The organism is Caballeronia sp. A2-2 (assembly GCF_057612605.2).
In genome coordinates this window covers 2,709,055-2,721,769 of record NZ_CM172587.1, presented here as the reverse complement: position 1 = coordinate 2,721,769, position 12,715 = coordinate 2,709,055, and the positions used below count along the sequence as shown (strand labels likewise).

The 12,715-nt window shown below is 61.8% G+C and carries 10 protein-coding genes; 9 read left to right on the top strand and 1 reads right to left on the bottom strand.

The window, feature by feature from the left end; genetic code table 11:
• Positions 1–2: 2 nt before the first annotated feature.
• The 5 genes from ACZCWR_RS12930 (at position 3) to ACZCWR_RS12910 (ending at position 6,495) form a co-directional block, all read left to right on the top strand.
• Complete coding sequence (locus tag ACZCWR_RS12930) at positions 3–1,046, top strand: microcin C ABC transporter permease YejB (RefSeq protein ID WP_487301140.1); 1,044 nt, start codon at positions 3–5, stop codon at positions 1,044–1,046.
• A 2-nt stretch (positions 1,047–1,048) separates the two neighbouring features.
• Positions 1,049–2,161, top strand: a complete 1,113-nt coding sequence (locus tag ACZCWR_RS12925; protein WP_487301139.1) for an ABC transporter permease — start codon at positions 1,049–1,051, stop codon at positions 2,159–2,161.
• Positions 2,158–3,756, top strand: coding sequence for an ABC transporter ATP-binding protein (locus ACZCWR_RS12920; RefSeq protein ID WP_487301138.1), 1,599 nt, complete (start codon positions 2,158–2,160; stop codon positions 3,754–3,756). Before ACZCWR_RS12925 ends, ACZCWR_RS12920 begins: the two co-directional genes overlap by 4 nt.
• Positions 3,757–3,903: 147 nt before the next feature.
• The gene (locus ACZCWR_RS12915; RefSeq protein ID WP_487301137.1) at positions 3,904–4,560 is read left to right on the top strand and encodes a C40 family peptidase; all 657 of its coding nucleotides are present in this window, start codon (positions 3,904–3,906) and stop codon (positions 4,558–4,560) included.
• Between the two features lie 390 nt (positions 4,561–4,950).
• A complete protein-coding gene (locus ACZCWR_RS12910; protein WP_487301136.1) occupies positions 4,951–6,495 on the top strand; it encodes a 2-isopropylmalate synthase in 1,545 nt (514 codons plus the stop codon).
• Between the two features lie 75 nt (positions 6,496–6,570).
• Here ACZCWR_RS12910 and ACZCWR_RS12905 read toward each other — a convergent pair whose 3' ends face one another.
• Positions 6,571–7,086: a hypothetical protein gene (locus tag ACZCWR_RS12905; RefSeq protein WP_487301135.1), complete on the bottom strand. Its 516-nt coding sequence runs from the start codon at positions 7,084–7,086 to the stop codon at positions 6,571–6,573.
• 177 nt (positions 7,087–7,263) lie between these two features.
• On the opposite strand from ACZCWR_RS12905, the gene ACZCWR_RS12900 reads away from it, so the two are divergent.
• The 4 genes from ACZCWR_RS12900 (at position 7,264) to ACZCWR_RS12885 (ending at position 12,618) form a co-directional block, all read left to right on the top strand.
• On the top strand, positions 7,264–8,547 hold the full coding sequence (locus ACZCWR_RS12900; protein ID WP_487301134.1) for a branched-chain amino acid ABC transporter substrate-binding protein: 1,284 nt from the start codon (positions 7,264–7,266) through the stop codon (positions 8,545–8,547).
• A 172-nt stretch (positions 8,548–8,719) separates the two neighbouring features.
• Positions 8,720–8,989, top strand: coding sequence for a 30S ribosomal protein S15 (gene rpsO, locus ACZCWR_RS12895; RefSeq protein ID WP_487301133.1), 270 nt, complete (start codon positions 8,720–8,722; stop codon positions 8,987–8,989).
• Between the two features lie 302 nt (positions 8,990–9,291).
• Complete coding sequence (gene pnp / locus ACZCWR_RS12890; protein WP_487301132.1) at positions 9,292–11,424, top strand: polyribonucleotide nucleotidyltransferase; 2,133 nt, start codon at positions 9,292–9,294, stop codon at positions 11,422–11,424.
• Between the two features lie 177 nt (positions 11,425–11,601).
• Positions 11,602–12,618, top strand: coding sequence for an NAD(P)H-quinone oxidoreductase (locus ACZCWR_RS12885; protein ID WP_487301131.1), 1,017 nt, complete (start codon positions 11,602–11,604; stop codon positions 12,616–12,618).
• Positions 12,619–12,715: the final 97 nt, after the last annotated feature.

Below are 12,715 nucleotides of genomic sequence, written 5' to 3'. Positions count from 1 at the left end.
CCATGTGGAGCTACATCCTCAAACGCATTCTGTTGATGATCCCGACGCTCATCGGCGTGCTCACGCTCACGTTCGTCGTGATCCAGTTCGTGCCGGGCGGGCCGGTGGAACAGGCCGTGCACGATCTGCGGCGCGGCAACGCGGAAGGCGGCGGAGGCGGCTTCGGGCTGCGCACGCACAGCGGCGTCGATGCGCAACAAGTCGAGCAACTGAAGAAGCTCTACGGTTTCGACAAACCGCCGCTGCAACGTTATGTCTCGATGCTCGGCCGCTTCGCGCGCTTCGATCTGGGCGAGAGTTACTTCCGGCATCAGAGCGTGTGGTCGCTGATCGTGTCGAAGCTGCCGGTGTCGATCAGCATCGGCTTGTGGACGTTTCTGCTCACGTATCTGATTTCGGTGCCGCTCGGCATCGCGAAAGCCGTGCGCAACGGTTCGCGGTTCGATGTCGCGACGAGTCTCGTCGTGCTCGTCGGCTTCGCCATTCCGGGCTTCGTGCTTGGCGTGCTCTTGCTCGTGCTGTTCGGCGGTGGTTCGTTCTGGCAACTGTTTCCGCTGCGCAATCTCACGTCCGACAACTGGGCAACGCTTTCGCTCGGCGGCAAGATTCTCGATTATCTGTGGCATATCACGTTGCCGATCGTCGCGTCGGTGGTGGGCAGCTTCGCGGTCGTCACGATGCTCACGAAAAACGCCTTCCTCGATGAAATCCGCAAGCAATACGTGCTGACCGCGCGCGCCAAGGGATTGAGCGAGCGCCGCGTGCTGTGGAAGCATGTGTTCCGCAACGCGCTGCTGCCGCTGATCGTCGGCTTTCCGGCGGCGTTTATCGGCGCGTTCTTCACGGGCAGCCTGCTGATCGAAACGCTGTTCTCGCTCGATGGCCTCGGGCTCCTGTCCTACGAGTCCGTCGTACGGCGCGATTATCCGGTCGTGCTCGGCACGCTCTATCTTTTCACGCTGATCGGACTCGCGACCAAGCTCATCTCGGATCTCTGCTATGTCTGGGTCGATCCGCGCATTCAATTCGAACAACTGGAGCGCTGAACGTGAACCGTGCGGCTTCGTCACGAACGCAGCAACGCGCAACGGATGCGCAACCCTTGCGCGAACGGCCGTCGATGTCGCCGGGGCGGCGGGTGTGGTTGCGCTTCAGGCGTAATCGGCTGGGGTATTGGAGCTTGATCGTGTTCGTCGCGGCGTTCGTCATCAGTCTGGCCGGGCCGCTGTGGTCGAACGACAAGCCGCTCGTCGTGCGCTATCAGGGGCAACTGTATTTCCCGCTCGTCAAGACGTATGCGGAGACGACCTTTGGCGGCGACTTTCCCACGCCCGCGGATTATCTCGATCCTTTCGTGCGCGACCGCTTCGGCACGCCGGGCAACTTCGTGATCTATCCGCCGAATCACTATTACTACGACACGCTCAACTATTTTTCGAAGGCGTCGAACCCGGCGCCGCCGTCGCGCGAGAACTGGCTCGGCACCGACGATCGCGGACGCGATGTGTTCGCGCGCCTGGTCTATGGCTTTCGCGTGTCCGTGATGTTCGCGCTCGTGCTGACGGCCATCGGCACCGTGCTCGGCGTGCTGGCGGGCGCGGTGCAGGGTTACTTCGGCGGGCGCATCGACATTACCGGGCAGCGGTTGATCGAGATATGGAGCGCGATGCCGGAGTTGTATCTGCTCATCATCTTCGCGTCGATTTTCGAGCCGAGTCTGGTGCTGCTCATCATCCTGTTGTCGCTGTTCGGCTGGATCGGGCTGTCGGATTATGTGCGCGCGGAGTTTCTGCGCAATCGCACGCAGGACTATGTGCGCGCCGCCCGCGCGATGGGTCTGTCGAATTGGCAGATCATCTGGCGGCATGTGTTGCCCAACAGTCTGACGCCAGTTATCACGTTCCTGCCGTTTCGCATGAGCGGCGCGATTCTCGCGCTGACGAGCCTCGATTTTCTCGGCCTCGGTGTGCCGTCGCCGACGCCATCGCTCGGTGAACTGCTGGCGCAAGGCAAGGCCAATCTCGATGCATGGTGGATTTCGCTTTCGACCTTCGGCGTGCTCGTCGCGACGCTGCTGCTGCTGACCTTCATGGGCGATGCGCTGCGCAACGCGCTGGATACGCGCATCGCGGATGCGGTGAAGGCCGGAGGCGGCCAATGATGGAACCGTTGCTCAAGATCGAAGACCTGCGCGTGCGCTTCGGCGACACGCTCGCCGTCGACGGCGTGAATCTCGACATCCACGCGGGCGAACGCGTGGCGCTGGTCGGCGAATCCGGTTCGGGCAAGAGCGTGACCGCGTTGTCCATCCTGCGCCTCGTGCACGAAGCCGAACTCAGCGGCTCGATCCGCTTCAACGGCGAGGACGTGCTCGCCAAAAGCGAACGTGCGATGCGCGGCCTGCGCGGTTCTGACATCGCCATGATCTTTCAGGAGCCGATGACCGCGCTCAATCCGCTCTACGCGGTGGGCGATCAGATCGGCGAAACCATTCAGCTTCACGATGGCGCGACGCCGCGCGAGGCGCGCGCGCGGGCAATCGCGCTGCTGGAGCGCACCGGCATTACCGAGCCGCAGCGGCGTGTGGACAGCTATCCGCATCAGCTATCGGGCGGGCAGCGTCAGCGCGTGATGATCGCGATGGCGCTCGCGTGCCGTCCGCGCCTCTTGCTCGCCGACGAACCGACGACCGCGCTCGACGTGACGATCCGCGCGCAGATCGTCGAACTGCTGCTGGAGCTTCAGCGCGACGAGGCGGAAAAGCGCGGCATGGCGGTGCTGCTCATCACGCACGATCTGAATCTGGTGCGGCGCTTTGCCGAACGCGTGGCGGTGATGGAGCAGGGCGTGCTCGTCGAAACCGGCAGCGTGAAGGAGATTTTCGAGTCGCCGCAGCATCCGTACACGCAGCGGCTTTTGCAGAGCAGGCCGAAGCGGACTGTGTTGCCGGTTTTGCCCATCGCACCGGTCTTGCTCGACGCGAAAGACGTGTCCGTCGATTACCCGATGCATCTGCCGGGCGTCGTCGGCTGGTTCCGGCGCGGCCGCTTCAAGGCCGTGGACGATGTGTCGCTGACCGTGCGGCAGGGCGAGACGCTGGGCATCGTCGGGGAATCGGGTTCGGGCAAGTCCACCCTCGCGATGGCGCTGCTCGGGCTGCAGCGCGTGTCGCACGGCCGCGTGCAGTTCCAGGGCCGCGCGCTCGGCGATTTTCGCGGACGCGAAAAAACCGTGCTGCGCTCGAACCTGCAAGTGGTGTTTCAGGACCCGTTCAGTTCGCTGTCGCCGCGTCAGACGGTCGAGCGGATCGTGGGGGAAGGGCTGGCGCTGCATCGCCCGGAAATGGATGCCGCCGCGCGTCGCACACGCGTGATTGCAGTATTGCGCGAAGTCGGACTGGACCGCACGGCGCTTACGCGCTACCCGCACGAGTTCTCAGGCGGGCAGCGTCAGCGGATCGCGATTGCGCGCGCGCTCGTGCTGGAACCGAGCATTCTGATTCTCGACGAGCCCACCAGCGCGCTCGATGTCTCGATTCAGACTCAAGTTCTGGCCCTGTTAGCCGACATACAGAAGAAACACAATCTCGGATACGTTTTTATTAGCCACGACTTACAAGTGATCGGCGCCATGGCGCATCGCGTCGCGGTCATGAAAGATGGAATTGTCGTCGAGTCCGGCGAAGTAGAGAAGATTTTTGCGAACCCGTCTGAGGAATACACCCGAAAGCTCCTAAGGGCATCGCTGGAATCCTAAAAATCTTTCTCTTTCTCCAATTGGGTGCATGGCTCGATTGTATTTTCCTATTTCTTTTGACAGTTAAATAATTTGTGGCTAGTATCCTCCAAACTTTCACGTATCTCCCTGATTTAACAGTCTTTAATTTGTAAAACCTACCGACCGATGCAACCACAAAAGTTGACTCAGACATGCAAGCGTGCTACCGCCCGCATGTTGATCGGCCTTCTGATGACAACCACCTCCGTCGCGTTCGCCGACGAAGTCAGCAGTAACAGCCAAATTTCTAGCAACAGCGCCGCTTCATCGAAGTCCGGCGACACCGCAAACCAGGTCACGGCCAGCACGTCTGGCGGCGCACGATCGTTTCTCTCCGGCGTGGCGAGCAAGGCAGGCGACGTCGTCGTCGGCGCGCTCAATATGATCGGCGTGCGCTACCGCTGGGGCGGCAACACGCCGGATTCCGGTCTCGATTGCAGCGGGTTCGTGCGCTACGTGTTTCAGGACACGCTCGGTATGACCTTGCCGCGCCGCGCCGAGGAAATGAGCCGCGTCGGCGAGAAGGTCACCGTCGCCGATCTCAAGCCGGGCGATCTCGTGTTCTTCAACACCATGCGGCGGTCGTTCTCGCACGTGGGCATTTATATCGGCGACAACAAGTTCGTGCATTCGCCGTCTACCGGCAGCACCATCCGCGTGGACGATCTGGATGAGGGCTACTGGGAAAAGCATTTCACCGGTGCGCGCCGCATCGAGAATGCGCAGATTGGCGATGGCAGCGAGTTGCGCCAACGCGTGAGCGCGACCATCGGCGCCCAGTAAGTTCGCGGTCGGTCGGTATATCGAAAAGCCTGCTTCCTTCTCGGGAATGCAGGCTTTTTGCTTTTGATGAGCTGAAAAGCTGCCGATGAGCAGCAAACCAAGTCAATCGGTGCAATCGGAAAGCCTCATTGCACGCGCCGCCGAAAGCCGTTATAGTTTTTGAATGAACTTTTTCTCGTTCCCTCTCTCGCTGTTCTCCGCTGGTGCGCTTCTACGCGCACTATCGCATCTAGCGCGCCTACCGCGCTGAGTCGTCTCGCCCTCCGTCTGCTCGTTCTCGGTTTTCGACGCCAGCGGTGGCGCGAACACCCGAATTCCCTTTTGTTCTATCGTTTGTTTACCTCGATTACCGATAATCGATAAATCTCCCCACAGGAGCAGGAGTCCAACATGGCAGCAGACAAGTTGATCATCTTCGATACGACCTTGCGCGATGGCGAGCAGTCCCCCGGCGCGTCGATGACGAAGGAGGAGAAAATCCGCATCGCGAAGCAGTTGGAGCGCATGAAGGTCGATGTGATCGAAGCGGGTTTCGCCGCCAGCTCGAACGGCGATTTCGATGCGATTCAAACCATCGCCTCGCTCGTGAAGGACAGCACGGTCTGCTCGCTCGCCCGCGCGAACGACAAGGACATCCAGCGCGCCGCCGATGCGCTCAAGCCCGCGAACCAGTTCCGCATCCACACGTTCATCGCGACGTCCGCGCTGCACATGGAAAAGAAGCTGCGCATGACGCCGGAACAGGTCTACGAACAGGCCAAGCTCGCGGTTCGCTTCGCCCGCAAGTTCACGGATGATGTCGAGTTTTCGCCGGAAGACGGCAGCCGCACGGACATCGACTTTCTGTGCCGCGTGCTCGAAGCGGTGATCAACGAAGGCGCACGCACCATCAATATCGCGGATACGGTCGGGTACGGCGTGCCGGAACTGTACGGCCAGCTCGTCAAGACGCTGCGCGAACGCGTGCCGAATTCGGACAAGGCGGTCTGGTCCGTGCACTGCCACGACGATCTCGGCATGGCCGTCGCCAATTCGCTCGCGGGCGTGCAGATCGGCGGCGCGCGTCAGGTGGAATGCACGATCAACGGGCTGGGCGAGCGCGCGGGCAATACATCGCTGGAAGAAATCGTGATGGCTGTCAAGACGCGCAAGGATTACTTCGGGCTGGAGCTTGGCATCGATACATCGCAGATCGTGCCGACTTCGAAGCTCGTCTCGCAGATCACGGGTTTCGTCGTGCAGCCGAACAAGGCCGTGGTCGGCGCGAATGCGTTCGCGCATGCGTCGGGCATCCATCAGGATGGCGTGCTCAAGGCGCGCGACACCTACGAAATCATGCGCGCGGAAGACGTGGGCTGGAGCGCGAACAAGATCGTGCTCGGCAAGTTGTCGGGCCGTAACGCGTTCAAGCAGCGTCTGGAAGAACTGGGCGTGACGCTCGAATCCGAAGCCGATGTGAACGCCGCGTTCGCGCGCTTCAAGGAACTCGCGGACCGCAAAGCCGAAATCTTCGATGAAGACATCATGCAGATCGTCTCCGAGGAATCCGCCGAAGCGCAGGCGAAGGAACACTTCCGCTTCGTCTCGATGAAGCAGCACTCCGAAACCGGCGAGCAGCCGCAGGCGCAGGTCGTGTTCGCGGTGGAAGGCGCGGAAGTCACGGGCGAAGCGCGCGGCAACGGCCCGGTCGATGCGACTTTGCACGCGATCGAATCGAAGGTGGACAGCGGCGCGGAACTGATTCTGTATTCGGTCAACGCCATCACGACGGGCACGCAGGCGCAGGGCGAAGTGACGGTGCGGCTGTCCAAGAGCGGGCGGATCGTGAACGGCGTGGGCACGGACCCGGATATTGTCGCGGCATCGGCCAAGGCTTATCTGGCGGCGCTCAACAAGCTGCATTCGAAGGTCGAGAAGCTCAATCCGCAGCTTTGATGCGTCAAGGCTTGCGGCAAGAAAAAGCCCTCGCGGAACGAAAATTTCCGCGAGGGCTTTTTGCTTTTTCGATGCTCAGAACATGTTGCGCCGGTCGGGATCGTGCAGCGGGTCGGGCGTTTTCTGCGTCAGGCGCACCACGCCTTGTTCGTCAAAATAGAAGCTGTACATCATGTACCAGATGTTCGACTCCATGTAGCGATAGGTCCAGACTTCGCGCTTCATCAGCGGAAAATACGAAGTCTCCACGGGCCGGCCGAAGTTCACGAGCACGTCCTTCTTGGTCCATGTGCCGATCTGCGCCTTGTAGAACTCGTTTTCGTCGAGCACTTGTCGAAGGCTCACCACCTTGCCCGATGCATCCACGTCCGCTGCCGTGGTGAATTCGCCGAGCGGTTGCGTCGGCCACATGAGGCGCTTGTCGCCGTTGGGCAAATCGTAGACTTCGCGCGGCGGGCCGAGACGCGCGGTGAGGGCGGATGCATCCGCGCCGGGCGGCACGGCTTGCCACGGCTGAACGCAGGCCGTGAGCATGAAAGCAGCGGCCACGCCCGCGAGCGCGCCGCGTAGTTTGTCGCAAGAGAACCGCATGTCAGCCTCCAAGTGCTGTATTCGTTTTGCCTTCTGATTTTGACACGCGAACGGGCCAAAACATTCGCCGCAACGCGCATCGATTCGCGCTTTATTGTCGATGCTTGCCTTCCCGACGCTTGCGCGAAAATCTCCACGCAGCCTATGATCCGCGCTTTCACTGCAACGGAAAGTCCGATGGCGTTCTGGTTCAAACGAGGATGGCGGCTGGCGGCATCCGCCTGCGCGGTTTTGTCGCTGATGACGAATGCGCTCGCGGCCGATCTTCCGCCGGTGAAGCTCGCGCTGATCGAAGGCATGTCCGGTCCGTTCGCCAACGCAGGCGCGATGGTCGAGCGCAATCTGCGCTTCGGCATCGAACGCGTGAACGCGCGCGGCGGCGTGAAGCTGGCCGATGGCATGCATCCGCTGCAACTCGTCGTGCTCGATGGCAAGGGCAGCAGCGAGGCGAGTCTGGTGGCGTTGCGCGCGGCCATCGACGACAAGATCGGCTTCGTCATGCAGGGCAATAGTTCGGCGGTGGCGGCGGCGCTGGTCTCGGCCATCGACAAGCAAAACGCGCGTGAGCCGGACCGTCGCGTGGTGTTTCTGAACTACTCGGCTGACGATCCCGCGTTGACCAACGAAGCATGCGATTTCTGGCATTTCCGTTTCGATGCCCACGTCGGCATGCGCATGGACGCACTCGCCGACGCGCTGCAACGCGATCACGCGGTGAAGAAGGTTTATCTGCTGAATCAGGATTACAGCTTCGGCCACGACGTAAGCCGCGAAGCGCAGCGCGCGCTCAAGGAGAAACGGCCCGACATCGCGATTGCGGGCGATGAGTTTCATCCGATCGGGCGCGTGAAGGATTTTGCGCCGTACATCGCGAAGATTCGCGCAAGTGGCGCGGATGCGGTCATCACCGGCAACTGGGGCAACGATCTCACGCTGCTGGTGAAGGCGGCGCGTGAACAGGGTCTGGACACGAAGTTCTACACGTTCTATGGGAACGGCTTGGGCGCACCGGCCGCGCTCGGCGATGCCGGCGTGAAACGCGTGATCGCGGTCGCGGACTGGCATCCGAACGCGGGCGGCGCGGCGTCTGACGCGTATTACCGGGCGTTTCGCGCGCGCTTTCCGGCGGCATCGGACGATTACCTCGTGTTGCGCATGCCGCTGATGATCGAAATGCTCGCCGCCGCCATGACCCGCGCCGGCAGCGCCGATCCGTTCGCGGTGGCGCGCACGCTCGAAGGCATGCGCTTCGACGGCGACGGTTTTCATCCCATGACGATGCGCGCCGAGGATCATCAACTGATTCAGCCCCTATACGTGATGGAGATGGACAAGGCCGGAGCGCCGGGAGTTGCCTTCGATAACGAAGGCTCGGGCTACGGTTTCCGCACGTTGCTGGCCGTGCCCGCCGAAAAGACCGCGCCGCCGACGACCTGCCACATGACGCGCCCGGCACGCTGAACCCGCGCCGAAGCGACGTTGCGTTGTGCTATACTCTGCGCTTCGTTTTTTGGCATGGCCTGCGTTCTGAAACTGGGCCTCCGAAAACCGAAGCAATCGTCGAATGTAAGTGTAAAAACCCACGGCACGGCCTTTCTTCCGTGACCGCTTGTCTGTTTCAAAGGAAAAGTAAATGTCCGTCGCAGAAATCAAGAAGTCCGACATCGTCGCCGAACACGCGCGCGGTGCCAACGACACCGGTTCTCCCGAAGTGCAAGTCGCACTGCTCACGAGCCGCATCAACGAACTGACGCTCCACTTCAAGGCCCACTCGAAGGATCACCACAGCCGCCGCGGTCTGCTGCGCATGGTGAGCCGTCGCCGCAAGCTGCTCGACTATCTGAAGGGCAAGGACGCAGATCGTTATCGCTCGCTGATCGAAAAGCTGGGTCTGCGCAAGTAATTGGCTTCACGCGACCAGCGTTAGATCGAAGTGCCTGTGTCAGTTCGCTGATACAGGCACTTTGTTTTTGCGCGTTCCGGTCGTCATGCCGTCATTCGAAGTTCGGTAGTCACAGGCTTTACCCGGATCGCATATCCGGATAGACACTGGTCCGGCCTCGCGGCAGAGCTTTATGTCATTCCAGCGCCGCACGCGCACAGCGGCCGCGCTGGAATGGCATAAGACACCTCTACGCGTGGCGCGGATCGTCCCGCCCGCACCGTCGCAGCGACGGCGCGGGCGCAAACGTAGAAGGAGTCAAAATGTTCAATAAGATCGTCAAAGAATTCAAGTGGGGACAGCATAACGTCCGCCTCGAAACGGGTGAGATCGCCCGTCAGGCAAGCGGCGCGGTCATCGTCGATGTCGAAGATACCGTGGTGCTCGCAACCGTCGTCGGCGCGAAAACCGCCAAGCCGGGTCAGGACTTTTTCCCGCTGACCGTCGATTACCTCGAAAAGACCTACGCCGCCGGCAAGATTCCGGGCGGTTTCTTCCGTCGCGAAGGCCGTCCGTCGGAAGGCGAAACGCTGATCTCGCGCCTGATCGACCGTCCGCTGCGTCCGCTGTTCCCGGAAGGCTTCTATAACGAAGTGCAGGTCGTGATTCACGTTCTGTCGCTGAACCCGGACGTTCCGGCAGATATCCCGGCGCTGATCGGCGCATCCGCGGCGCTGGCCATCTCCGGTTTGCCGTTCAACGGCCCGGTGGGCGCGGCACGCGTGGCCTACATCAACAACGAATTCGTGCTGAATCCGACGCGTCCGCAGATGAAGGAATCGGCGCTCGATCTGATCGTCGCCGGCACGGAACGCGCGGTGCTTATGGTCGAATCCGAAGCACAACAGCTTTCCGAAGAAGTGATGCTCGGCGCGGTCGTGTTCGGCCACGAGCAGATGCAGATCGCCATCGACGCGATCCATGAACTCGTGCGTGACGGCGGCAAGCCGGAATGGGACTGGCAGCCCGCGCCGAAGAACGAAGCGCTGATCGCGCGCGTCACGGAAATCGCCAAGCCGGAACTGGAAGCCACCTACCAATTGCGCAATAAGCAGGCACGTTCGGCCAAGCTGAAGGAAGTGTATTCGGCGACCTCGAAGAAGCTGGCCGAGGAAGCAGCGGCGAACGGCACCGTCGCGGCAGATGCAGCGAGCGTCGGCAACGTCCTGTTCGATATCGAAGCGAAGATCGTCCGTTCGCAGATCCTGAACGGCGAACCGCGTATCGACGGCCGCGACACGCGCACCGTGCGTCCGATCGAAATCCGCACGGGCGTGTTGCCGCGCACGCACGGCTCCGCGCTCTTCACGCGTGGCGAGACGCAGGCGATGGTCGTCGCCACGCTCGGCACCAAGGGCGACGAGCAGAGCATCGACGCGCTCGAAGGCGAATACCGCGAGCGCTTCATGCTTCACTACAACATGCCGCCGTTCGCGACGGGCGAAACGGGCCGCGTCGGTTCGCCGAAGCGCCGTGAAATCGGCCACGGCCGTCTGGCCAAGCGCGCGCTGGTCGCGTGCCTGCCGGGTCCGGACGAATTCGGTTACTCGATCCGCGTGGTGTCGGAAATCACGGAATCGAACGGTTCGTCGTCGATGGCGTCAGTCTGCGGCGGCTGCCTCGCGCTGATGGACGCCGGCGTGCCGATGAAGGCGCACGTCGCGGGCATCGCCATGGGCCTGATCCTCGAAGGCAACAAGTTCGCGGTGCTGACGGACATTCTCGGCGACGAAGATCACTTGGGCGACATGGACTTCAAGGTGGCCGGCACGGCGCAAGGCGTGACCGCGCTGCAGATGGACATCAAGATTCAGGGCATCACCAAGGAAATCATGCAGGTCGCGCTCGCGCAGGCGAAGGAAGGCCGCATGCATATCCTCGGCAAGATGACCGCCGCCGTTCCGCACACGAACACGAACCTGTCGGACTACGCGCCGCGCATGATCACCATCAAGATCAATCCGGAGAAGATCCGCGACGTGATCGGCAAGGGCGGTTCGGTCATTCGCGCGCTGACGGAAGAAACGGGCACGACCATCGACATTTCGGACGACGGCGTGGTAACGATCGCCAGCACGAGCGCGGAAGGCATGGCGGAAGCCAAGAAGCGCATCGAGAACATCACGGCGGAAGTGGAAGTGGGTCAGATCTACGAAGGCCCGGTGCTCAAGCTGCTGGACTTCGGCGCGATCATCAACATCCTGCCGGGCAAGGACGGTCTGCTGCATATCTCCGAGATCGTCAACGAGCGCGTGAAGGACATCAACGACTATCTGAAGGAAGGCCAGATCGTGAAGGTCAAGGTCATCCAGACGGACGAGAAGGGTCGCGTGCGTTTGTCGGCCAAGGCGCTGCTGAACGAAGCTGCACAGCAGGGCGAGCCGACGCAGCAGTAATGCGTTAAGGTGATGGACGGCCGGCCGCGAATGCGAGCCGGCCGTTTTCTTGTCTGACGCTCATCGGGCGATGCTTTGTCCGACGAGCGCCCGGACCCGATGGCAGTGTGGAGCGCGAATTGCTGTGCCCGCGCACGCAGTGTCATCCGGTTCGACTACGCGACCCACGGAGAGAATATGAAGGCCGTCGAAATCACCGAATTTGGCGCACCCGAAGTCTTGAAGCTGGGCGAGCGTCCGACGCCCGCCGCGGGCAAGAAGGAAGTGCTCATCAAGGTCGCGGCGTCCGGCGTGAACCGGCCGGACGTGTTTCAGCGCAAGGGTGCGTATGCGCCGCCGCCGGGCGCGTCGGATTTGCCGGGGCTGGAAGTGGCGGGCGAAATCGTCGATGGCGATTTCGATCCGAAGCACAATCCGTTCGGGCTGAAGAAGGGTGATCGCGTGTGCGCGCTGCTCGCGGGCGGCGGGTATGCCGAGTTCGCGGTTGCGCCGCTCGAACAGTGCTTGCCGGTGCCGAAGGGGTTCTCGGATATCGAGGCGGCATCGTTGCCCGAGACGTTCTTCACGGTGTGGAGCAACGTGTTCGAACGCGCGCATCTCGGTTCGGGCGAGAACGGCGAGGAAGAAACGCTGCTCGTGCAGGGCGGGTCGAGCGGCATCGGTGTGACGGCGATTCAGATTGCGAAGGCGTTGGGGCATCGCGTATTCGCGACGGCAGGGACCGACGAAAAGTGTCGCGCGTGTGAGGCGCTGGGCGCGGAGCGGGCGATCAACTACAAGACGGAAGATTTCGTCGAAGTGGTGAAGTCGCTGACGAACGATCGTGGCGTGGACGTGATTCTCGACATGGTCGCGGGCGACTATCTGCCGCGCGAACTGAAGTCGCTGGCCGATGGCGGACGCATCTGCGTGATCGCGCTGCTCGGCGGCGCGAAGGCCGAGATCAACCTGAACGATATTTTGCGGCGACGGCTCGTCATCACGGGATCGACGCTGCGGCCGCGTTCGGTCGCGTTCAAGGCGAAGATCGCGGCGAAGCTCAAGGAGCATGTGTGGCCGGAGCTGGAAGCGGGGCGCATCAAGCCCGTGATTCATGAAGTCTTCCCGGCACGCGATGCCGCGGCCGCGCACACGCTGATGGAAAGCAGCACGCACGTCGGCAAGATCGTGCTGGACTGGCGCGATGACGCTTAACGGATAAGCTGGCGCGCGCATTATTTCGGAAGTTTGACCGGTTTGCGCGTATCACAGTAAAATCGCCTGTTTTGCAAGCGGTTGGCAGGGAGTTTGC